A 22,087-nucleotide genomic window follows, 5' to 3' on the forward strand; every position below is an offset into this window, starting at 1 on the left:
TCGTCGTTCCAACAAGGTGGGGTGGAACAACCGCAATCTGAGAGCGCTCTCATCAGGGTCGGGCAGAGCATAGCCAGGGTGACGTGTCAGGTCCATACCAAAGTGGCGAAACGACGGCACTCCGGGTGCCGTACCGGCTCCCGGAGTGCTCGAAGGGCGGCTCGATGGCCGTGCTCAGCCCAGGTTGCCGGTCCGGGCGTCGCGCCACAGGTCGACGCCGCCGTCGGTGGCGTACTTGTCGATCTCGGCGAGCTCCTCGTCGCTGAAGTCGGCGTTCTCCAGCGCCGCCACGTTCTGCTCGAGTTGTTCTGTGCGGGACGCGCCGATCACCAGCGAGGTCACCCGCCGGTCGCGCAGGGCCCAGGCGAGCGCCATCTGGGCGAGGGTCTGCCCGCGCCGGGCGGCGATGTCGTTGAGCGCGCGCAGCCTGCCCACCATGTCGTCCGTCAGCCAGGTCTCGTCGAACGACTTGCCCTGGGTGGCGCGCGAGCCCTCGGGCACGCCGTCGAGGTAGCGCCCGGTGAGCAGGCCCTGGGCGAGCGCCGTGAAGCCGATGACGCCGAAGCCCTCCTGCTCGGCGGTGTCCAGCAGGCCCTCGGTCTCGATCCAGCGGTTGAGCATGCTGTACGACGGCTGGTGGATGAGCAGCGGCGTCCCGAGCTCCCGCAGGATGGCGGCCGCCTGCCGGGAGCGTTCGGCGTCGTAGGAGGAGATGCCGACGTACAGGGCCTTGCCCTGGCGGACGGCCGTGTCGAGCGCGCCCATCGTCTCCTCCAGCGGCGTACTGGCGTCCAGCCGGTGGGAGTAGAAGATGTCCACGTACTCCAGGCCCGTGCGCCGCAGCGACTGGTCCAGCGAGGCGAGCACGTACTTGCGGGAACCGCCGCCCTGGCCGTACGGGCCGGGCCACATGTCCCAGCCGGCCTTGGTGGAGATCACCAGCTCGTCCCGGTAGGGCGCGAGGTCCTGCTTCATCAGCCGGCCGAAGTTGATCTCGGCGGAGCCGTACGGCGGGCCGTAGTTGTTGGCCAGGTCGTGGTGGGTGATGCCGAGGTCGAAGGCGCGCAGCGCGATCTCGCGCTGGGACTCGAACGGCCGGTCGTCGCCGAAGTTGTGCCAGTACCCCAGGGACAGCACGGGCAGGTCGAGTCCTGAGCGTCCGGTGCGCCGGTACCGCATGGTGCCGTTGTAGCGCTCGGGATCAGCGACGTGGTTCATCGGGTGTTCTCCGCGGGGGTGCAGTCGGGGTGGTTCGGTCCCTGGTGAGGGACGTGCTCACTGTGCTCCTGACTGATTCTGACGTCCAACGCATCCTTCTCATCGCATTCAGCGATGCCGTTTCTGAATGCCGTACGCCGATCGCCCTCACCCGCGCCCCACGGTGGTCGTCGGCACGTTGTGGCCCTCCACCCGCACGGCCGGCCTGCCCGACGTGAGGGACGTGGCGGGCCAGGAGAGGGTGAGCGTCCGCGACTCGCCGGGGAGCAGCCACAGGTAGTTGTCGCCGTACAGCGTGGGCAGCACCCGGTGACCGGACTCGGCGTCGAGGAGCGAGACGCGCACCATGGCCGCGACGGTCGTGCCACGGTTGCGCAGGCGCGCCGTCAGCCCGTGGCGGTCGCCCGCGCCGTCCCTGCCGGTGATCTCCACCGACACCCTGGTCCGGCCGACCTCGTTCAGGGCACGCATGTCCGCGGCCTCGCGATAGCGCCAGTAGGTGTTCTCGGCGAGCAGCTCGCCCCCCGCGTCCATCAGACGCAGCCGCAGCAGATGCAGGTCGGGCAGGTCGTCCGTCCAGCCCGTGGTGAAGCCCGGCGCGGTCGAGGAGGCGGCGACGTCCACTCGCGCGCGCTGCTCGGAGCCCAGCCGGCGGCCGGAGAGGTCGTAGCGGCGGGCGGTGAGCGTGGCACCCGGGATGCGGTGGGGCGTGTGGTTGACCGCGATCACCTGCCCGCTCACCGGATCGGCCTGCACATGCACGGCCTCGCTCGCCTTGCGGACGCCGTAGTAGGCACCGTTGACGTCGAAGTCGTAGTCGTACGTCTGCCACACGGTGCTGTACCAGGCCGGGTGGGACATCCACAGCATCAGCCCGCTCGCGTCGTCCCACAGCCGGGCGTTCCAGGCCTCGAACATGGCGCGGAAGTTCTCGTAGTTGACCAACTGCGCCTTGCGGCAGAAGTCGTCCAGGTCCTTCGCCTCGCCGAGCCGGGACTCGATCGCCGCCCGGTAGTTCTGCGGCGCCTGATTCCCGCGCGTGCTCCAGTCGTGGTAGTACCAGGCGCCCTTGACGGGCCACTCGGGCTCGTCGCCGACGAGCCGGCGCATCGTCTGCGCGGTCGGCACCACCGGCATGCCGATCTCGGTGTGGAAGCCGAAGCCGCCGCTGCCGTAGGTGTTCGCGGACGAGTACCGCTGCGGTTCGACCCAGCCGTAGGGGCCGCCGCCGGAGACGATGCCGCCGGCGGAGTTGTTCTGGTACAGCAGATCGGGGGCCTGCGCCCGGACCGCGGCCCGCATGCCGTCGTCGACCGGGCCGGGCGGGTTGCCCTCGTTGGCGCCGCACCACACGACGATGCTGGGGTGGACGCGGTAGCGGCGCACGGTGTCCCGCGCGAGGTTCAGGAACGCCTCGTGATCCGGCGGGTCCATGGCCCAGGCGTTCGGGAAGTCGTTCCAGACCAGCAGGCCGTGTTCGTCGCAACTGGCGTAGAACTCCTCGCGGTTGCTGCTCCCGAGCCAGTTCCGGATCATGGTGAAGTTCATGTCGCGGTGCATGCGCACCGCCGCGTCCATCCGCTCCGCGTCCATCCGCCGCAGCAGCTCGTCCCAGCCCCAGTTGCCGCCCCGGCAGAACACCCGGACACCGTTGACGCTGATCTTGAGCGGCACGGTGGAGTTGTCGACGGACTTCACGTCCGTCCAGTCCTCGCCGTCGTCGGAGACCTGGATGGTGTACGTCCTCGCGTACGCCTGCTCCCAGAGGATGACGACCCGGTCGAACCTCACCCTCTCCCCGAGGTCGACCTGGATCGACTGCCCGTCCTCGTACGCCGACGACCAGCGGGTGCCCGGATCGCCGTCCACGGCGTTGGCCGCCCTGCTGTCCGGACCCTCCTCCGAGGACGCGGTGGCCGCCTTGCGCAGCGCCAGGTCGGTGCCGGGGGAGGAGCTGTCCACGACCGACAGGCTCCACATCGACGCGCCCCAGCTCGTCGCCCGCCGATGGCAGAGCACCCGGACATGGCGTGCCGTCCGCGCCTCGAACTCCACGTTCTGCAGGGCCGCCGCGCCCGAGGTGCGGAACGGCAGGGGGGCCGCCGTGTTGTCGACGGCGGCGGCGTCCCGCCACTCGTCGCCGTCGTCGGAGACCTGGACGGTGTACGTCTTCGCGTACGCCTGCTCCCAGATGACGACAACGCGGTCGAAGGACACCTCGGCGCCGAGGTCCACCTCGATCCACTGGTCGTCCTCGAACGCCGACGACCAGCGCGTCTTCGGATCCCCGTCGGTGACGTTGCCCGGCCCGTGGGCGGGGTCGTCGACGGAGGAGGACGTGGCCGCCCGGTGCAGGGCCAGGTCGGTGCCGGGGGAGGAGCTGTCGACGACCGAGAGGCTCCACATCGACGCGCCCCAGTCGGTGGCCCGGGTGCGGCACAGGATCCGCACGTGCCGGGCCCGCTGCGGGGCGAGGCCGACGGTCTGCGCGTAGGCGTCGCCGCCCGACTGGAAGGTGAGCGGGACGTCGTACTCGTAGCCGAACTGGCGTATGCCGAAGCGGGTCGTGCGCCGGTCGCTGATCTCGCCCGCGACGGAGGCGGTGAGCGTCAGCCGGTGCAGCGCGGGCTCGCCGTAGCCGTTGGGCCACCACAACTTCGGGTCGCGCAGCCGCAGTTGCGGATGGTCGGCCGGGGAGAAGGTGACGTCCGCGGTCTCGCCGGCGGGAACGGTGACGGTCCGGGACAGCCGGACGTCGTCGAAGGCGACGGAGACGGTGACGCGCCGGTCGGCCCGGTCGGCGTTGCGCACCGGGACCACGACGGTCAGCTCGGCCGTGCCGGTGTCGGGCAGGTCGGGCAGCCGGGTGTCCACGCGCGGGTCGCCGAGGACGGCCGCGCCCGTCGAGCGCAGCCGCACGTGGTTCCAGATGCCGGCCGCCCGGTCGCGCACCGCCGGCATCCAGTCCCAGCCCGAAGCGGCCAGATACGTCGGCGAGTTGCGGTTCATCATGTTCGCTCCCGCGTCCACGAACGCCAGGCCCGCGGGGCCCTTGTCGCCGGGGCTCCCCGGATACGGCATCGGCGTGATCCGCACGGCCAGCGCCTGCTCGCCCGCGCCGGTCAGCAGCTCGCTCACGTCGAATGCGGCGCGGGCGAAGGGGTAGGTGAGGGTGTCGACGCGGCTGCCGTTGAGCCAGACCTCGGCCTGGTGGTTGACGCCGTCGAACTCCAGCCAGACGTGGCGCCCGGCGCCGGTGCGCAGCCCCTTCGGCAGGCGGAACTGACGTCTGTACCACCAGGAGTGGCGGGAGAGGGCCTCCGGCACGCGCAGGTTGTTGAAGCCGGCGACCGGGTCGGGCAGGTGACCTTGGTCGACCAGGGAGGTCAGCACGGTGCCCGGCACCGTGGCCGGCAGCCAGCGGCTGGTGTCCACCGACGGCTCGGACAGCTCTGCGCCCTCCCCGCCGGCCCAGTCGTCCATCGTCAGGTCCCAGCCGGACTCCAGCGGCACGGTGCCGTCGGCGGCGACCTTCAGTGCCGGGGGAGTGCGATGGCGGACGCCCCAGTCGGTCCAGCCGGTGGCCGCCGGGCGAGCTTCACCGCAAGTCCCGTAAACCTGGAGGCCGTTGAGACCCAGCGGATTGGCGTTGGAGCGCTTGTGGACGGTCATGCGCACCCAGCGGGCGGTGACCGGCCGCGGCAGCGCGATCTCCACCACCCCGCCCCGGCCGGAGTCGGTGCGGTACACGGCCGTCCACGACGTGCGGTCGCGAGAGGTCTCGATCACGAAGCCGACCGCGCAACTGGAGAGGATCTCCCGCCCCGTGGTGTTGTCGCGCGGATTGCCCCCGGGCGCGTCGACGTACGGCGGGTCGTCCGCGGTCGCCTCGAAGGTGAGCCGCAGGGACGCCACCTCGCACGGCGCCTGAAGGTCGACGCAGATCCATTGCGGGTCGCCGGCGGCGGCCCGCCATCCCGTCCCGCGCACGCCCACGCTGTCGAGGCCGTCCACCGCGAACTCGGCGGGGGTGGGGGCGTAGTCCGTGGAGGAGACGGAGACCGGCCGGTATGCGGCGAGTTCGCCGTGTTGCGCAGCCTGTCGCGGGGCCTGGCTCGGATGGCCGGTTCCGGCCGTGGCGGCGGCGGGCGGCAGGCTCATGCCGATCCCGAAACCCGCGAGGAGGGTGGTCCCGGCGGTGAGCACGGTGCGGCGGGACGGTGCGGAAGGCTGATCCGGCATGGGGCAAGGGCTCCGATCAGGGATGTCCGGTGAACGAGGAGACCTGGGACCATGTGTTGACAACGTTGCCAAGCGGCCCCTCTGATCCCTCTGACAACGTTGCCGAACCCTGCACCGTCGGCGTGAGCCCGTCAAGACTCTCGACGGACGCCGAGCGGTCTTTCTTTAAATTAGTAATTAATATTGACAGGGTTCCGGCCGCGCGCCACAGTCGTCGCCGTGACGCCGACGGCCCCGTTTCCCGAGCGGCCCGCGTCACACCTCCTCCTGCTTCCCAACCTCCGGGAGAGGCACGTGACTTCACTCGCCCTCACCACCGCGATCTCCGTCGTCCTGACCGCGTCCGCCGTCCCCGCGGCCGCCGCGGGCACCACCATGGACCAGGGTGCGCCCGCCTACTACGACAGCGGTCTCGCGCCCACGCCCTACATGGGCTGGAACACCTACTACGGGCTCGGCGCGCCCACCGAGAAGGAGGTGCGGGCCGTCGCCGACAAGCTCGTCAGCAGCGGGCTGCGCGACAGCGGCTACGACATCGTGTGGCTCGACGGCGGCTGGCAGGCCGACAACCCCCGTGACGCACAGGGGCGGTTGACGGCCCATCCCGACCGCTTCCCCTCCGGCATCCCGGCCCTCGTGTCCTACCTGCACCGACGCGGACTGAAGGCGGGCATCTACACCGACGCCGGCGCCTACGACGGCGGCAAGACCTGCGGGCTGGGCAGCCGCGGCCACTACGACGAGGACGCGCGGCAGTTCGCCGACTGGAAGGTCGACGCCATCAAGGTCGACTTCCTGTGCGGCATCGGCGCGAAGCTCGATCCGGGACCCGCGTTCAAGGAGTTCAGCGACGCCGTGGCCAAGTCCGGGCGCAAGATGCTGCTCAACCTGTGCAACCCGCTCACCGACGACTGGGGCCTGCCGCACACGCCCGAGCAGGACGCGCACAACACCTACGCCTACGCCCCGACGATCGCCGACTCCTGGCGCACCGGCACCGACATCGCCTGGGGCACCCCGAGTCCGGGCCAATGGCCCAACGTGCTGCGCAACATGGACGCCAACGCCTGGCACCCCGAGGCACAGGGGCCCGGCCACTACAACGACCCCGACTACCTCATCCCCATGCGCCGCATGGCCGACGGCTCGCTGGAGCTGACCGAGGAGGAGTCCACCACCCAGTTCGTGATGTGGGCCGAGATGGCCTCGCCGCTCGTCCTCGGCTCCGACCCGCGCACCCTGTCCGCGTCGATGATCAGGACGCTGCGCAACCCGGAGATCATCGCCGTGAACCAGGACCCGCTCGCCGTCCAGGGCGTCCGGGTGGCCACCGACTCCACCGGAGACGTCTACAGCAAGGTCCTCTCGGGGCACGGCCGGCGCGCGGTCGTCCTGCTCAACCGCTCCGAGAAGCCGGTCGAGCGCACGGTGACCTTCGCCGACGCCGCGCTCGGCGGGCCGGTCAAGGTGCGCGACCTGCGCGCCCGCGCCGACCGCGGCACGTACACGGGGTCGTACACCGTCGAGGTGCCCGCCCATGGCACCGCCTTCCTCGGACTCACCGGCGAGGACGCCCTGCCGGGTGTGAGCCTCGGTGCGCGGGCCAGTGCCAGCCCGGCCGTGGTGCGTTCCGGCGACACGCTGACCACGTTCTTCCGCGGACCGGGCGGGAACCTCGTGCAGCACATCGTGGGCGAGGCCCGTACGAGGGACCTCGGGGGCCCGGTCCGGGGCGGGATCCTCGGGCAGCCGGCCGCCTACGCCTCCTCCGGCGGGCGGGTCGACGTCTTCGTGCGTGGCGCCGACTCCCGTGTGTACCGGCGGGTGTTCACCGGCGGGCGCTGGGGCGACTGGCAGAACCTGGGCGGGCGGGTGACCGACGCGCCGTCGGTGGCGTTCACCGACCCCGCGCACTGGACCCTCGTCGCGCGCGGGGCGGACGGGCGGATCGCGCAGCGCGGACCGGCGTCCGCGTGGTCGTCGCTCGGCGCGCCGGGTGACCGGGCGACGTACGGCAGGCCGTCCGCCGTCGTCGACGCGCAGGGGCGCGTCCATGTCGCCGTGCGCACGTCGGCGGACGACGTGTGGACGCGGTCGCGGGACGCGGCGGGGGAGTGGTCCGGGTGGGCCTCGCTCGGCGGGACCGTGAGCGGCAGTCCGACGCTCGTCGCCGTGGGCGAGGCCGTGGTGCTGTACGCGCGGGCCGGTGACTACACGCTCTGGCAGCAGCGGTACGAGGGCGGTGCCTGGCAGGGCTGGACCAAGCGGCAGGAGTTCCCCAGCGCCGCGTTCGAGGGTGCGCTCGGGGCGGTCGCGGGGGAGGGCGGGGAGGTCGACGCCGTGTTCCGCGGGGTCGACGGTGAGATCCACCGGACCCAGTTCAAATAAATTAGTAATTAATCTTGACGTGGTGTGAGCGCCACGCGAACCTGGATCCGCCGCGCGGACCCACAGGGAGCCCTCCATGACAGACCCACACCCCAGCCGCCGGCGCTTCCTCGCCGGACTCGGCGCCGCCGGGACGGCCGCGCTGCTCAGCGGCTGCGTCACCTCGACCTCGTCCGCGAAGGCCTCCTCCGAGGGCGCGGTCACCCTCCAGTCCAACCTGTCCGCGCCGCAGGCCAAGGCGGCGATGGAGGACGTCGTCGCCGCATACGGCAAGAAGGGCGGCGTCAGCCTCAACACCGTCGCCGCCGAGACCTTCCGCACCCAGCTGCCCACCTACCTGACCTCCGGCAACCCGCCGGACGTGTACACCTGGTACCCGGGCTCGGTCGCGGACGCCTACGCCCGCAAGGACCTGCTGCTCGACCTCGACGAGCTCTGGAGCGGGCCCGACCTCAAGCGCTACTCGAAGGCGCTGAACACGCTGTGCACCGCGAGCTCCGGCAAGAAGGTCTTCGTCCCCGCCACCTATTACTGGTGGGGCATGTTCTACCGGAAGTCCAACTTCGCCAAGTGGGGCGTGAGCGAGCCGAAGACCTGGGACGACTTCCTCGACCTGTGCGACAAGCTCAAGAGCAAGGGCGTCGCCCCGATCGGCCTGGGCGCCGGCGGCAACACCGCCTGGGTGGCCTCCGCCTGGTTCGACTACCTCGACATCCGCGTCAACGGCGCCGAGTACCACCGTGAACTACTCGCCGGGAAGCACCGCTTCGACGACCCCGAGGTCCGCAAGGTCTTCGACCGCTGGCAGGAAGTCCTGCCGTACTTCGACCCGAACGGCACCGCGGGAGCCTTCCAGGACGCCACGACCGCCCTGCTCAACGGCCGCAGCGGCATGATGCTGATCGGCACGTTCTTCGCCGACGCGGCACCCAGGGACGCCCTCGACGACATCGACTTCTTCCGCTTCCCGGTCATCGACCCGAAGGTGCCACTCGCCGAGGAGGCCCCCACCGACGGCTACTTCGCCAGCGCCCGCACCGGACGCCGCGACGGCGTGCTCGACCTGCTGGGCTACCTCGCCACCGCCGAGGCCCAGGAGACCTACATCAAGGGGTCGTCCGGCACCGTCCTGCCCTGCCACCCCGACGCCAAGGACTCCGGGACGCCGCTGGTCAAGAAGGGCCGCCGGCACATCGAGGAGGCCGCCGAGATCACCCAGTTCTTCAACCGCGACTCCAGCGACGCCCTCCAGCCCACCGCCGACACCGCGCTGACCAAGTTCCTCGCCAAGCCCAAGGAGATCGGGTCCATCCTCACCGACTGGCAGCGCGACGCCGAGAAGATCTGGCAGGCCTGACATGGCCGTCCTGACCGCCCCCCACCGCAAGCTCCCGGTCCCGGCACCGTCCCGTGGCGGCCGGGCCCGGGGCCCGAGGCGCACCCCACCGCTGGTGCTCGCCTTCGTCCTCGTCCCGCTGCTCGCCGAGGCGGTGTGGGTGTTCTGGCCCGCGCTCCAGGGCTTCTACCTGGCCCTGACCAGCTGGGACGGGGTGTCGGCGCCGAGGTTCGTCGGCCTGGACAACTTCCGGGAGATGGCGGGCGACGAGATCTTCCGCGGCGCCGTCGGCCACACCGTGCTGTGGCTCGTGCTGTTCGGCGGCCTGTCCGCCCTGCTCGGCCTCGCCGCCGCCCTGCTGCTCCAGCAGGAGCGGCGCGGCGTCGGCTTCTACCGCGCGGCCCTCTTCCTGCCCGTCGTCTTCTCCCTGGTCGCCACCGCCTTGGTCTGGCAGGCCATCTACCAGCCCGACGGCGTCCTCAACCAACTCCTCGAATCCGTCGGCCTCGGCAGCCTCCGGCACGCCTGGCTCGCCGACCAGGACACCGCCCTGTACGCGGTCATCGTCCCCGCCCTGTGGCGGCAGATCGGCTACGTCATGGTCCTCTACCTGGCCGGCCTCAAGGGCATCGACCCGGCCCTGTACGAGGCCGCCAAGGTCGACGGCGCGAGCGCCTGGCAGCGGTTCCGCCATGTCACCCTGCCCCAACTGCGCGGTGTCAACGCGGTCGTCCTGTCCGTCATCATCATCGACTCGCTGCGCTCCTTCGACGTCGTGTGGTCGCTCACCCGCGGCGGCCCCTACCACTCGTCCGAACTGCTGAGCACCTACATGTACTCGACCGCCTTCCAGTCCCTCAGGCTCGGATACGGCTCCGCCCTGGCCGTCGTCATCTTCCTGCTGGCGTTCGGCGTCATCGCCTCCTACCTCGTCCGCGCCTTCCGGGAGGCCGACTGATGGCGACCGCCCTTCGGCGCAAGCGCGCCGCGACCGCCGGATTCCACCTGAGTGCCGGCGCCCTCGCCGTGCTGTGGCTGCTGCCCATCGCCCTGGTCCTGGTGACCAGCCTGCGCTCCTTCGACGACATCGCCGCGAACGGGCTGGGCAGTTGGCCCCACTCGTTCACCCTGGACAACTTCCGGCTGGCCTGGGTGGACGGCGGCCAGCAGCGCGCCCTGATCAACAGCCTCCTCGTCACCGTGCCGTGCGTCCTGGTGACGCTGGCCCTCGCCGCCATGGCCGCGTTCGCCCTCAGCCGCTACGAACTTCCCCTGCGCCGCTTCCTGTTGCTGCTCATGCTCGGCGGCAACCTGCTCCCGCCGCAGATCCTGCTCATCCCCGTCTCCAAGCTCACCGAACTGATGGGCCTCTACGACACCCTGCCCGCCCTGATCGGCGTGCAGATCGGCTTCGGCGTCGGCTTCTACGTCTTCGTCCTGCACGGGTTCATGCGGTCCATCCCCGCCGAGATCCAGCAGGCGGCGGTCGTCGACGGAGCCGGGCCCTGGCAGATCTTCCGGCGGATCATCCTCCCGCTGACCCGGCCCGCCCTCGCCGCGCTCAGCGCCCTGTCCTTCACCTGGATCTTCAACGACCTGCTGTGGGCGATCACCGTCCTGCGCAGCGACACCAAGATGCCGATCACCGCGGCCCTCATCGGCCTCCAGGGGCAGTACGTGTCCATGTGGAACGTGATCGCCGCCGGGTCGGTCATCGCCGCCGCCCCCACGGTCGCCGTGTTCCTGCGCTTCCAGCGCCACTTCGTGGCCGGACTGAACCTCGGAGCGGTCAAGTGACGACGTACCGGCGCTGGACCCTGCGCACCGACCACACCAGCTACACCGTCCGGCTCTCCCCGGACGGCCCGTGGGCGGAACTCGACGCCTGGGGGCCGCACGGCGTCGAGACCGGGCCGTCCGCCCTGGACTGGTCCCACCGCACGCACTTCATCACGCCGGCGGACGCCGCACCCGCCGAGTACCTGCCGTACGGACTCAGGCCGTTCACCGGCGCCGAACTCGTGGCCTCGCGCGCGGACGGCCAACGGGGCGTCTGGTGGGACTTCGAGGGCGCGGAGCAGGGCGAGGGGACGCTCCGGCTCGCGTTCACGGACGGCGTCCTCGGACTGCGTACGGTCCTGTGCTACGAGACCGTGCCGGGCACGGACGTCATCCTGCGCTGGACCGAGCACACCTCGGCCGGAGAACTGCGCCTGGAACGGCTCGACTCGGCAGCCGTGAACATCCCCGTCGGTGCCGGAGCCCGCCTGACCTGTCTCGCGGGCCAGTGGTCGCAGGAGTTCCAGCGCACCCAACTCGACCTCACCAGAGGCACGTTCACCATCGGCAGCACCCAAGGCGCCCCCGGTCACGCCTACGCGCCCTGGCTCGCGGTACAGGACCCCACGACGCCTGACGCCCCCGCCTACGGGGTCGCCCTGGAGTGGCCCGGCAACTGGCACATCACCGCCGAGGCCGAGCCCGGCGGCGCGGTCCGGGTGCGTGCGGGGCGGGTCCCGCACGAGGGCGCGGTGGTCCTGGCCCCCGGCACCACCCTGACAACGCCCCGCCTGGCCTGCGCGATGAGCCCGGACGGGCTCGACGGACTGTCCCGGGTCTGGCACCGCTACGACCGCCACCTCGCCGGCGACCGGCTGGGGCGCACCCGCAAGGTCCTCTACAACTCCTGGGAGGCCACCGGCTTCGACGTCGAGGCGGCCGGACAGCTGGAGCTGGCGAAGGCGGCTGCGGACATCGGCGCCGAACTGTTCGTGGTGGACGACGGCTGGTTCACCGGCCGCGGCGACGACACCGGCGGACTCGGCGACTGGTACCCGGACCCGGCCGCCTTCCCCCAGGGCTTCGACCGGTTCGTCGAGGACGTGCGCGGCCTCGGCCTGGACTTCGGGCTGTGGGTCGAACCGGAGGCGGTCAGCCCCGGCAGCCGCCTGTACGCCGAGCACGCCGACTGGGTCTACCGCGTCGACGGCCGGCCCACCCGGCTGGTCCGCAACCAGCTCCTGCTCGACCTCGGCCGCACCGACGTCCAGGACTTCGTGACCGGGACGCTGGACCGGCTCCTGGGCACCTACGACATCGGCTATCTGAAGTGGGACATGAACCGCCCGCCCACCGAGCGCGGCCGCCCCGGCGCCGGGCCCGTCGACCTGGACGCCGAGCACGTCGCCGGATACCTGCGCGTGCTGGACCATCTGCGCAGCGCCCACCCCGGCGTCACCGTCGAGGGCTGCGCGGGCGGCGGCGGCCGCGTCGACCACGCCACGCTGGCCCGCACCGACGTCGTCTGGCCCAGCGACAACACGGCCCCGCTGGACCGGCTGTCCGTCCAGTACGGCTTCCTGCACGCCCACGCGCCGCACGTCATGAGCTCCTGGGTCACCGACGCGCCGGGTGTCTTCGACCCGCGCCCGCGCAGCCTCGCGTTCCGCTTCGTGAACGCCATGTGCGGCGTGCTGGGCATCGGGGCCGACCTGCGGGCCTGGACGCCGGAGCAGCGGGCCGAGGCCGCCCGGTGGATCGCCCGCTACAAGGAGGTGCGGGAGGTCGTCCACCACGGGGAGGCCCGGCTCCTCGGCTCGCCGGCGGACTCCACCTGCGGGGTGCAGTACGACGCCGGCGACCGCACGGTCGTCGCCGCGCTGAGCACCGGACGCCTCGACGGGGCCCCGCTCGTGCCGGGACGGCCCGACCGGCTCCGGCTGCGGGCGTTGGACCCGGCGGCGCACTATCGGGACACGGCGAGCGGGACGACGTACAGCGGCGCGCATCTGCTGCACTACGGGCTGCCGTTCGCCTGGAGTGGCGATCATGATGCCGACCTCGTGGTGCTGACCCGTGAGTGAGCCGCATATGTTTCCCGCACAGCCTGTCCCGGCACCCGGAGAACGCGAAGGAGTCGACCCCACGATGGACCGCTTCACCGGACGCACGGCCGTGGTCACCGGCGCGGCCTCCGGCATCGGCGCCGCCACCGCCGTACGCCTGGCGGCGGAGGGAGCCGCCGTCGTGCTCGCCGACGTGGCCGACGAACGCGGCGCCGCGGTGGCCGAACGGATCGCGAAGGACGGCGGCCGGGCCCGGTTCGTGCGCGCCGACGTGGCGGGGCAGGACGACTGGGACCGGATCGTGGCCGCCGCCCATGACTTCGGTCCCGTGGACGTCCTCGTCAGCAACGCCTACACCGTCGACGTGGCCCCCGCGCACGAGCTGACCCCGGAGTCGTGGCAGCGCCAGCTCTCGGTCAACGTCACCGCGAGCTTCCTCGGCTTCCGGGCGGCGCTGCCCGATCTGCGGTCCCGCCGGGGAGCCGTCGTGCTGACCTCGTCCGTGCACGCGCGCATGGGCATCCCCGGGCACCCCGCCTACGCCGCCTCCAAGGGCGCCCTGCTCTCCCTGTGCGGCCAGCTCGCCGTCGAGTACGGGCCCGAGGTGCGGGTGAACGCCGTCCTGCCGGGCCCGATCCTGACGGCAGCATGGGACCGGGTGCCGCCCGAGGACCGTCAGCGCAGCGTCGCCGAGACGGCGGCCGGCCGCTTCGGCACCCCCGAGGAGGTGGCCGCGGCCATCGCCTTCCTGAGCTCCGGCGAAGCCTCCTACATCACCGGCACGAGCCTCGTCGTGGACGGCGGCTGGAGCGTCGTGAAGGCCTCCGCATGACCGCCGCCGTCCCTCCTCCCCAGCAGAAAGGCTGTACGACATGACGCCCTACGCCCGCCGCGGCGTGCACGGCCAGACCGTGGAGGCCCTCGCCCGCCGCATCCTGGGCGGCCGGATCCCCGAGGGCGCCACGCTCGACCTGGTGGCGCTCCAGAGCGAGCTGGACGTCAGTCTCACCGCCCTGCGCGAGTCCCTGAAGGTGCTCGCCGCCAAGGGGATGGTCGACGCCCGGCAGAAACGCGGCACGTTCGTCAGAGCCAGGGCCGACTGGAACCTGCTCGACGCCGACGTGCTGCGCTGGCAGTTCGAGGGCGCCGGCCAGCCGACCGACGCCGACCGGACGCTGCTGCGCAACCTCTCCGAGGTGCGCGCCATCGTCGAGCCCGCCGCCGTGCGGCTGGCCGCCGAACGCCGCACCGACGCCGACCTCGCGGCCCTGGAAGCGGCGCTGGAGTCGATGGCGGAGCCGGGCTCCGACCCCGGGCGGGCCGTGGAGGCCGACCTCGCCTTCCACCGCGCCCTGCTCACCGCCACCCACAACGAACTCCTCGAACGCATGGAGATGGTCATCGAGCCGGGCCTGGCCCACCGCGACCGCATCGTGCACAGCCACCCGCACAGCGAGGACCCCGTACCGGCCCACCAGGCCGTCCTGGACGCCGTGCGCGACCGGGACCCGCAGGCCGCGGAAACGGCGATGCGAGCCCTGCTCGTCCAGGCCGGCCGCGACCTGGACCGCATCGACGGCCCCGACGACGCGAGCCCCGACGACCCGAAAGGCACCGGCGGCAAGTGAAGATCACGCGCATAGAAACCTTCCTGGTCCCGCCGCGCTGGCTGTTCTGCCGGATCGAGACCGACGACGGCGTGGTCGGCTGGGGCGAACCCGTCGTCGAGGGCCGGGCCGAAGTGGTCCGCGCCGCCGTCGACGTGCTGGCCGAACACCTCGTCGGACAGGACCCGCTGCGCATCGAGGACCACTGGCAGGTGCTCACCAAGGGCGGCTTCTACCGCGGCGGCCCCGTCCTCTCCAGCGCCGTCGCCGGCATCGACCAGGCCCTGTGGGACATCGCGGGCAAGACCTACGGCGCCCCCGTGCACGCCCTGCTCGGCGGACCCGTGCGCGAACGCGTCCGCGTCTACGCCTGGGTCGGCGGCGACGAACCCGCCGAGCTCACCGAGCAGATCACCGCTCAGGTCGAGGCCGGTTTCACCGCGGTCAAGATGAACGCCGCCGGCGCCACCTCACCGATCGCCACCGCCGCCGAGACAGCGGCCGTCGTCGCCCGTGTGGCCGCGGCGCGCGAGGCCCTGGGCCCGGACCGGGACGTCGCCGTCGACTTCCACGGCCGCCTCACCGCCGCCAGCGCCCGCCGGGTCCTCGCCGAACTCGCTCCGCTGCACCCGCTGTTCGTGGAGGAACCCGTCGTCCCCGAACACGGCCATCTGCTGCCCGGCCTGGTCGCCTCCACCCCGATTCCGCTCGCCACCGGCGAACGCCTCTACTCACGCGGCGAGTTCCTGCCCGCCCTCACCGCCGGCATCTCCGTCGCCCAGCCCGACCTGTCCCACGCCGGCGGCATCTCCGAGGTCCACCGCATCGCCTCCCTCGCCGACACCTACGGCGCCCAGCTCGCCCCGCACTGCCCGCTCGGCCCGATCGCGCTGGCCGCCAGCCTCCAAGTCGCCTTCGCCACACCGAACTTCCTGATCCAGGAGCAGAGCCGGGGCATCCACTACAACAAGGACGCCGACCTGCTGTCCTACCTCGCCGACCCCGCCCCCTTCCGGTTCGTGGACGGCCACGCCCCGCGTAACGACGCCCCCGGCCTCGGCATCACCGTCGACGAGAGCGCCGTACGCGCCGCCGACCGCGCCGGACACGCCTGGCGCAACCCCGTCTGGCGGCACTCCGACGACTCCTTCGCCGAGTGGTGACGGTGCTGGAGATCACCACCGACCCCGCGCACGGCGGCCGTTGGACCTCGCTGCGCTCGGCGGGCCGCGAATGGCTCTGGCACCGGCCCGCCCCGGAACGCGACGCGGCCGCGCCCGGCGACGCGTTCGTGGACGCGGGCGGGCTGGAGGAGTGCGTCCCCACCGTCCGAGGCGTCCCCGACCACGGAGACGTCTGGTCACGCCCGTGGACCCGGACCGGCGACACGGAACGGGTGCGCGGCGAGTCCTTCACCCTCGCACGCTCCGTCCGCCCCACGGCCGACGGCGCCCGGGTCGACTACACCCTGACCGCACAGCCCGGCTTCCGCTTCGTCTGGGCGGCCCACGCCCTGCTGGACCTCTCCGGGAGGGCCACCCTGCACATGCGGGCCGGCGCCGGCACCCGCCTGTTCCCCGAGGCCGCCCCGCTCCTGGCCGACCCCTGGCCCACCGGAGCCCCGTGGATCACGTGCCCATGGCCCACGCCCGGCGGCCTGCCCCTGCACCGGCTCGGCCCTGACGACGGCACCGCGGTCGGCGCCGTCGTCGACAGCTCCCTGTGCTGCGTCCACGACGGCGGCGACCGACTGGCCCTGGAACTGGCGGCGGACGGACCACCCGTGTCGATCGCCCTGTGGCGCAACCTTGGCGGCTATCCCCAGCCGGACCCCTACCGCAGCACGGGCGTGGAGCCCATGCTCGGCCGCGTCTTCGACCTCGCCGAGGCGGGCCCCGACGACGCCGCGCGCGTACCGGCGTCGGGCGAGATCCGCTGGCGACTCACGCTGACCGCCGCCTGCCGATGCCCCTCGACCCCCACCCGCAAGGAGCAGCGCTCGTGGACCTGACAGCCGCGCTGGCCACCCACCGCCTCGTCGCGATCGTGCGCGGCGACGACCCCGACGCCGCGGTGAACACCGTGCTGACGCTGGTCGAGGAAGGCGTCGAACTGGTCGAGGTCTCCCTCTCCGGCAAGGACGCCCTCTCCGTCATCGAACGCGCCCGGCACGCGCTCGGCCCCGACCGCCCGCTCGGCGCCGGCACCGTGCTGACCGCCGAGGACGCCCGCGCGGCACACCGCGCCGGAGCCGACTTCGCGGTCACGCCGGGACTGGGCGACGGCATCGGCGCCGCGCGGGAGCTCGGCATGCCGGTCCTCGCCGGGGTGCTGACCCCGACCGAGATCATCGCCGCCCGGACCATGGGAGTGGCCGCGCTGAAGATCTTCCCGATCGCGCAGGCCGGGGGAGCGGCCTATCTGAAGGCCCTGCGCGGTCCGTTCCCCGACACGCCCTTCGTCCCCGTGGGCGGGATCGACGAGGACGCCGCCCGCGCCTGTCTCGCCGCCGGTGCCCTCGCCGTCGGTGTCGGCTCGCCCCTCGTCGGCGACGCCGCCGACGGTGGCGGCATCGACGCCCTGAGGGAGCGCGCCCGCCGGTTCCGCGCCGTCGTGGCGGAGGCGACGCCATGACGTCCGACCTTCGAACCACCCGCCCCGACCGTCTCGAACTGGGCGAGGGCGTCCGCTGGACCGGCACCGAGGTCGTCCTCGTCGACATCCTCGCGGGGCGGCTGCTGTCCGCACCGCCCGATCCGACGGCGCCCCTGCGCACCCTGGCCCGACTCCCCGTCCCGCTGGGCGCCGTGGCACCCGTCGCCGGTCACCACGGCACCTGGATCGCCGCCGCCGGCACCGGAATCTGCCTGCTCCACGCCGACGGCACCCTCCACTGGCTGGCCCGGCCGGAGGAGAACGCCCCCGTCCGGATGCGCATGAACGACGCCGTCGCCGACCCGTTCGGCCGGTTCTGGGCGGGCAGCATGGCGTACGACGCCGACGAGGGCGCCGGTTCGCTGTACCGCGTCGACGCGGACGGCACGGTCGTACGGGTCCTGGAGGGCATCACCGTGCCCAACGGGCCGGCCTTCACCCCCGACGGCAGCCTCATGTACCTGGCCGACAGCGCGCGGGGCGTGGTCCGGCGCTGGTCAGTGGACCCCGTCACGGGCGAACTCGGCGCACCGCAGGACTTCGTACGGATCCGGGAGGGCAGCCCCGACGGCATGGCGGTCGACATCGAGGGCGCGGTCTGGATCGCCGTGTGGGGCACCGGCACCGTCCGCCGCCACCTGCCGGACGGCACCCTCGACCGCACCCTGCGACTGCCGGCACGGCAACCGGCCGGTGTGTGCCTCGCCGACGACGTCCTGCACATCACGACGGCCCGCGTGGGACTGACGGCACCCGACGACGCGGACGGCGCCCTGTTCACGGCGCGCGTCGAGGTGCCCGGGACCCCGACGCCGGCGTTCCGGACGGCGCGGCGGGCGGGGGGTGCCGTACCGGCATGACCCGTGCACGGACATCCCCCTCGGCCACCCCGTGGCGTCCCGCCCAAGGCCGCGTCGTCTGCGTCGGCGAGACGATGGCGGCCCTGGCCCCCGACCCGCCGAACACCCTGCGGGGCGCGGAGCGGCTGCGCCTGTCGGTGGCGGGGGCCGAGTCGAACGTCGCCATGTACCTGGCCGACCACGGCATCGACGTCGCCTGGCTCTCGGCGCTCGGCGACGACCCGCTGGGCCACCGCGTCCGCGCCGCCGTCGCCGCGCCCGGCGTCGACGTCTCGCACGTGCGCATGGACCCGCACCGCCCGACCGGCCTGCTCGTCAAGGACCCGGACCCCGCCGGAACACGCGTTCACTACTACCGGCGCGGCTCGGCCGCCTCCGCGCTCGGGCCGGACCTGCTGGACGGCCCGCCCGTCCGCACCGCCTCGCTGCTGCACCTGACCGGCATCACCCCGGCCCTGTCCGAGTCCTGCCGCCGGCTGGTGACCGAGGCGCTCGCCGCCGAGCCCGGTGACCGCCCGTACGCGGTGAGCTTCGACGTCAACCACCGCGCGGCGCTCTGGCCGGACGGCACCGCCCAGGCCGTGCTGCGCGAACTGGCCGACCGCGCCGACATCGTCTTCGTCGGCCTCGACGAGGCACAGGTGCTGTGGGGCGGGCGGCTTACCGCGCCGGAGGTCCGGGCGTTGCTTCCGCGTCCGCGCGTCCTCGTCGTGAAGGACGGGGCGAACGCCGCGACCGCGTTCGGCGACGACGGTGCCGTCACGGTGCCGACACCGCGCGCGACGGTGGTGGAGGCCGTGGGCGCCGGCGACGCCTTCGCCGCCGGGTTCCTCGCGGGCCTGATGCGGGGCGCGACGATCACCGACGCGCTCCGGCTCGGCCACATCACCGCCGCCTCCGCGCTCCAAGTCGCCGCAGACCACGGCCCGTTGCCCGATCCGCGGGAGATGGCGGCGCTGCTCGCCCTGTCGGCGCGCGAGTGGGAGGAACGGGCCACCCCGTCTCCCTCGGCCCGATCCGCACGGTGATCGACGCGCGACCGGTGAATTGCCCGCCTATGCTCCATTTGTGTGACGACTCTCTTCCAAGAACTGGTGGCGAAGGAGCGCGCGGCCGAGCAGGCGCACGACCGCGTGGAGGAGCTGCGGGGCATGTACGGCTCGCCCACCCAGCAGGGCGGCTGGAGCCCGCGGCAGACCGAGACGTACAACACCGCGCTGCGGGCCTGGCGGGACCTGGCCCGGGAGGTTCAGGTCGCGCTGGCCGAGTACGCCAGGGCGCAGGGCGAGAAGCGCGGCGACGTCGAGGAGCAGGTGAAGAAGGCGGTCTGGCATACGGAGAGCGGTGGCGCCGGGGCCTAGGAAAGCGGGCTCCCGGCCCTCCGCACTGCTCTTGACGCAGTCAGTCTCGTTACGCAACTCTGGAGCTCAACGGCGATCTCGGAGAAGAGGCTGGTGCGAAGTGGAGTGGACGGGCGCACGCTACGCGGACACGCCGACGGTCGAGGTGCGGGCGTGGATCGAAGCACCGCCGGGCCGGGTGTGGGAGATCGTCTCCGATGTGACGCTGATGCCGGAGATGAGCGAGGAGCTGCAGGCCGTCCACTGGCTCGACGGCGCCGCCGGACCCGCCGTGGGCGCCCGGTTCGTCGGCCGGAGCAGGCACGAGTCCCTGGGGGAGTGGGAGACCACCTCGCACGTCGTCGAGTGCGCGTCCCCGCACGTCCTCGCCTGGGCCGTGGAGGACCCCGCCCGCCCCAGCGCCGTCTGGCGATTCCGGCTGGACGCCAAGGACGGCGGCACCGAGCTGACCGAGTGGATGCAGATGGGACCCGGCCGCTCCGGTCTGTCCTTCGCCATCGACGCGATGCCTGAGAAGGAACAGAAGATCGTGTTCGTACGGATGCGGGAGTTCGAGCGCAACATGACCGCGACGCTCGGCCACATCAAGAAGATGGCGGAGGCGTGATGAGGACCGCGACGACGATCGAGGCGTCCGGTCTCGGCTCCTGGACCCGGCAGGCGGACTTCGTCGTCGAGGCGGAGAAGCTCGGCCTCGACATCTGCTGGGTCGCCGAGGCCTGGGGCTCCGACGCGCCCTCCGCCCTGGGCTACTACGCCGCCCGCACCGAGCGCATGCTGCTGGGCTCCGGCGTCATGCAGGTCGGCACCCGCAGCCCCGTGGCCCTCGCACAGACCGCGATCACCCTGTCCAACCTTTCCCAGGGACGCTTCCTGCTCGGCCTCGGCCCGTCCGGCCCCCAGGTGATGGAGGGACTGCACGGCGTGCCCTTCGCCCACCCGCTGGCACGCGTCCGGGAGACGGTGGAGATCGTCCGGCAGGTCCTGAACGGCGGCAAGATCGACCACTCCGGCGAGGAGTACCGCATCCCGCTGCCGGGCGGGGACGCCGTACCGATGCGGCTGTCCATGCGGGCCGAGCACCCCGTGCCGGTCCACCTGGCCGCGCTGTCGCCCGCCATGCTCAAGCTCACCGGCGAGGTCGCCGACGGCTGGCTCGGCACCAGCTTCGTGCCCGAGGGGTCGGCGGACGCCTACTTCGCCCACCTCGACGAGGGGTTGGCGCGCGGCGGGCGCTCCCGCGCCGACCTGGACATCTGCCAGGGCGCCGAGGTGGCCTTCGCCGCCGACGAGGAGGCGCTGCGCGCGATGGTGGCCGGCCGCAAGAAGGAACTGGCCTTCAGCCTCGGCGGCATGGGCTCGGCCTCCACCAACTTCTACAACCGCGCCTACAGCCGCCAGGGCTGGGCCGAGGTCGCCGCCGAGGTACGGCAGCGCTGGCAGGCGGGGGACCGGGAGGCAGCGGCGGCCCTGGTGACCGACGACATGGTGCTCGCGACCACGCTGATCGGCACCGAGAGCATGGTGCGCGAGCGGCTGCGCGTCTGGCGCGACGCGGGCGTGGACACCGTACGGCTGTACCCGGCCGGTGCCGACCTGGACGCCCGGCTCGACACGCTGGGCCGGGCGATCGAACTGGTCCACGAGGTCGGAGAGAAGTCATGAGCGCTCGTACGTCCTTCGCGAACTGGCCGTGCTCCATCGCCCGCACCCTGGACGTCGTCGGCGACGCGTGGACCCCCCTCGTCCTGCGCGAGGCCTACTACGGCAGCCGCCGGTTCGACGAGTTCCAGGGCGAGTTGAGGATCGCCCGGAACACCCTGACCGACCGGCTGCGCCGCCTCGTCGACGCGGGACTGCTGGAGAGACGGCTCTACGAGAGCGAGCCGCCCCGGCACGAGTACTTGCTGACGGAGCGGGGCCGTGACCTCTTCCCGGTCCTCGCCGCGATGGCCCACTGGGGCGACCGGTGGCTCGCCGGGGCCGAAGGGCCTCCGATCACCCTGTACCACGAGGCCTGCGGCCACGACGCCCACGCGGAGGTGGTGTGCTCCGCCTGCGGCGCGCCGATGCGCGCCGACGACACCACCGCGCGGATGGGCCCCGGCTATCCGGACCGGCTCAAGTCCCGGCCCGATGTGCGGCGCCGGTTCGCTCGGGAGTGACGGACGGGCCGGGGACGGGCGGGCGGTCACCGGGCGAGAGGTCGGAGTACAGCGCATCGAGGCGAGCCGCGCGGATTTCCTCCCGTGTTCGTGAGCGCTGGATCTTGCCGCTGGTCGTCCGGGGGCACGCTCATCGGTCCGACGATGACGACCCGCACGGCGAGTCGCAGTTCCTGGGCCGGGCGCGTTCGGATGAGGTCGGCGAGAGGCGCGGGGGTTCGGCCGTTGAGGTGGACGGGGCGGACCTGTGGCCGCCCCGCCGGGTTCCGGGGGAGCGGGGGGACAGACCGAGGCCCGGGAGGTCGGGGGCGACGCAGCGGAAGTCGGGGGACAAGATGCCCAGCAGGCCTCGCACCGGATCGCCGGAACCGACTTCCACAAAGTGTGGGCGTGTTGGAGGTTCGCCCTAC

Annotated in this window: 18 protein-coding genes; 16 read left to right on the forward strand and 2 right to left on the reverse strand. The window is 72.6% G+C overall.

Features of this window, described 5'->3' with window-relative positions; genetic code table 11:
- Positions 1–174: 174 nt before the first annotated feature.
- Both mgrA and ACIRD7_RS08235 read right to left on the reverse strand, forming a co-directional pair.
- Entirely contained in the window at positions 175–1,218 is a 1,044-nt protein-coding gene (mgrA, locus tag ACIRD7_RS08230) for an L-glyceraldehyde 3-phosphate reductase (protein ID WP_403451231.1), read from the reverse strand.
- 147 nt (positions 1,219–1,365) lie between these two features.
- Complete coding sequence (locus ACIRD7_RS08235; protein ID WP_403451233.1) at positions 1,366–5,460, reverse strand: discoidin domain-containing protein; 4,095 nt, start codon at positions 5,458–5,460, stop codon at positions 1,366–1,368.
- Positions 5,461–5,835: 375 nt separating this feature from the next.
- Here ACIRD7_RS08235 and ACIRD7_RS08240 point away from each other — a divergent pair, with 375 nt between their 5' ends.
- The 16 genes from ACIRD7_RS08240 to ACIRD7_RS08315 all read left to right on the forward strand — a co-directional run bounded on the left by ACIRD7_RS08240 (position 5,836) and on the right by ACIRD7_RS08315 (position 21,677).
- Positions 5,836–7,848 carry a glycoside hydrolase family 27 protein gene (locus ACIRD7_RS08240; RefSeq protein WP_403451724.1) on the forward strand — a complete coding sequence of 671 codons (2,013 nt, stop codon included), beginning with the start codon at positions 5,836–5,838 and terminating at the stop codon, positions 7,846–7,848.
- Between the two features lie 76 nt (positions 7,849–7,924).
- Positions 7,925–9,205: an ABC transporter substrate-binding protein gene (locus ACIRD7_RS08245; RefSeq protein WP_403451235.1), complete on the forward strand. Its 1,281-nt coding sequence runs from the start codon at positions 7,925–7,927 to the stop codon at positions 9,203–9,205.
- A 1-nt stretch (position 9,206) separates the two neighbouring features.
- Positions 9,207–10,142, forward strand: coding sequence for a carbohydrate ABC transporter permease (locus ACIRD7_RS08250; RefSeq protein WP_403451237.1), 936 nt, complete (start codon positions 9,207–9,209; stop codon positions 10,140–10,142).
- On the forward strand, positions 10,142–10,981 hold the full coding sequence (locus ACIRD7_RS08255) for a carbohydrate ABC transporter permease (RefSeq protein ID WP_403451239.1): 840 nt from the start codon (positions 10,142–10,144) through the stop codon (positions 10,979–10,981). Before ACIRD7_RS08250 ends, ACIRD7_RS08255 begins: the two co-directional genes overlap by 1 nt.
- Positions 10,978–13,047 (forward strand): alpha-galactosidase, encoded by a 2,070-nt coding sequence (locus ACIRD7_RS08260; protein WP_403451241.1) that lies wholly within the window; start codon positions 10,978–10,980, stop codon positions 13,045–13,047. The genes ACIRD7_RS08255 and ACIRD7_RS08260 overlap by 4 nt, the downstream gene beginning before the upstream one ends.
- Positions 13,048–13,111: 64 nt before the next feature.
- Complete coding sequence (locus tag ACIRD7_RS08265; protein ID WP_403451243.1) at positions 13,112–13,861, forward strand: SDR family NAD(P)-dependent oxidoreductase; 750 nt, start codon at positions 13,112–13,114, stop codon at positions 13,859–13,861.
- A gap of 40 nt (positions 13,862–13,901) precedes the next feature.
- Entirely contained in the window at positions 13,902–14,657 is a 756-nt protein-coding gene (locus tag ACIRD7_RS08270; protein WP_403451244.1) for a FadR/GntR family transcriptional regulator, read from the forward strand.
- Positions 14,654–15,799, forward strand: coding sequence for a galactonate dehydratase (gene dgoD / locus ACIRD7_RS08275; protein WP_403451246.1), 1,146 nt, complete (start codon positions 14,654–14,656; stop codon positions 15,797–15,799). The genes ACIRD7_RS08270 and dgoD overlap by 4 nt, the downstream gene beginning before the upstream one ends.
- A 2-nt stretch (positions 15,800–15,801) precedes the next feature.
- A complete protein-coding gene (locus tag ACIRD7_RS08280; protein ID WP_403451725.1) occupies positions 15,802–16,647 on the forward strand; it encodes a hypothetical protein in 846 nt (281 codons plus the stop codon).
- Complete coding sequence (locus ACIRD7_RS08285) at positions 16,638–17,270, forward strand: bifunctional 4-hydroxy-2-oxoglutarate aldolase/2-dehydro-3-deoxy-phosphogluconate aldolase (protein WP_403451248.1); 633 nt, start codon at positions 16,638–16,640, stop codon at positions 17,268–17,270. The genes ACIRD7_RS08280 and ACIRD7_RS08285 overlap by 10 nt, the downstream gene beginning before the upstream one ends.
- Entirely contained in the window at positions 17,267–18,151 is an 885-nt protein-coding gene (locus tag ACIRD7_RS08290; protein WP_403451250.1) for an SMP-30/gluconolactonase/LRE family protein, read from the forward strand. Before ACIRD7_RS08285 ends, ACIRD7_RS08290 begins: the two co-directional genes overlap by 4 nt.
- The gene (locus ACIRD7_RS08295) at positions 18,148–19,179 is read left to right on the forward strand and encodes a sugar kinase (protein WP_403451251.1); all 1,032 of its coding nucleotides are present in this window, start codon (positions 18,148–18,150) and stop codon (positions 19,177–19,179) included. Before ACIRD7_RS08290 ends, ACIRD7_RS08295 begins: the two co-directional genes overlap by 4 nt.
- Before the next feature lie 42 nt (positions 19,180–19,221).
- Positions 19,222–19,512 (forward strand): hypothetical protein, encoded by a 291-nt coding sequence (locus ACIRD7_RS08300; protein WP_403451253.1) that lies wholly within the window; start codon positions 19,222–19,224, stop codon positions 19,510–19,512.
- A 100-nt stretch (positions 19,513–19,612) separates the two neighbouring features.
- Positions 19,613–20,119, forward strand: coding sequence for an SRPBCC family protein (locus ACIRD7_RS08305; protein WP_403451254.1), 507 nt, complete (start codon positions 19,613–19,615; stop codon positions 20,117–20,119).
- Entirely contained in the window at positions 20,119–21,177 is a 1,059-nt protein-coding gene (locus tag ACIRD7_RS08310) for an LLM class flavin-dependent oxidoreductase (RefSeq protein ID WP_403451255.1), read from the forward strand. Before ACIRD7_RS08305 ends, ACIRD7_RS08310 begins: the two co-directional genes overlap by 1 nt.
- The gene (locus ACIRD7_RS08315) at positions 21,174–21,677 is read left to right on the forward strand and encodes a winged helix-turn-helix transcriptional regulator (protein WP_403451257.1); all 504 of its coding nucleotides are present in this window, start codon (positions 21,174–21,176) and stop codon (positions 21,675–21,677) included. Before ACIRD7_RS08310 ends, ACIRD7_RS08315 begins: the two co-directional genes overlap by 4 nt.
- Positions 21,678–22,087 lie beyond the last annotated feature (410 nt).

The sequence above is a fragment of the Streptomyces sp. NPDC093568 genome, from assembly GCF_044764945.1.
GTDB lineage: Bacteria > Actinomycetota > Actinomycetes > Streptomycetales > Streptomycetaceae > Streptomyces.

What these genes read in the sequence shown, in the direction of transcription:
- mgrA (WP_403451231.1), bottom strand. Translation starts at nt 1,218, where the DNA reads ATGAACCACGTCGCTGATCCCGAGCGCTACAACGGCACCATGCGGTAC.
- ACIRD7_RS08235 (WP_403451233.1), bottom strand. Translation starts at nt 5,460, where the DNA reads ATGCCGGATCAGCCTTCCGCACCGTCCCGCCGCACCGTGCTCACCGCC.
- ACIRD7_RS08240 (WP_403451724.1), top strand. Translation starts at nt 5,836, where the DNA reads ATGGACCAGGGTGCGCCCGCCTACTACGACAGCGGTCTCGCGCCCACG.
- ACIRD7_RS08245 (WP_403451235.1), top strand. Translation starts at nt 7,925, where the DNA reads ATGACAGACCCACACCCCAGCCGCCGGCGCTTCCTCGCCGGACTCGGC.
- ACIRD7_RS08250 (WP_403451237.1), top strand. Translation starts at nt 9,207, where the DNA reads ATGGCCGTCCTGACCGCCCCCCACCGCAAGCTCCCGGTCCCGGCACCG.
- ACIRD7_RS08255 (WP_403451239.1), top strand. Translation starts at nt 10,142, where the DNA reads ATGGCGACCGCCCTTCGGCGCAAGCGCGCCGCGACCGCCGGATTCCAC.
- ACIRD7_RS08265 (WP_403451243.1), top strand. Translation starts at nt 13,112, where the DNA reads ATGGACCGCTTCACCGGACGCACGGCCGTGGTCACCGGCGCGGCCTCC.
- ACIRD7_RS08270 (WP_403451244.1), top strand. Translation starts at nt 13,902, where the DNA reads ATGACGCCCTACGCCCGCCGCGGCGTGCACGGCCAGACCGTGGAGGCC.
- ACIRD7_RS08290 (WP_403451250.1), top strand. Translation starts at nt 17,267, where the DNA reads ATGACGTCCGACCTTCGAACCACCCGCCCCGACCGTCTCGAACTGGGC.
- ACIRD7_RS08295 (WP_403451251.1), top strand. Translation starts at nt 18,148, where the DNA reads ATGACCCGTGCACGGACATCCCCCTCGGCCACCCCGTGGCGTCCCGCC.
- ACIRD7_RS08310 (WP_403451255.1), top strand. Translation starts at nt 20,119, where the DNA reads ATGAGGACCGCGACGACGATCGAGGCGTCCGGTCTCGGCTCCTGGACC.
- ACIRD7_RS08315 (WP_403451257.1), top strand. Translation starts at nt 21,174, where the DNA reads ATGAGCGCTCGTACGTCCTTCGCGAACTGGCCGTGCTCCATCGCCCGC.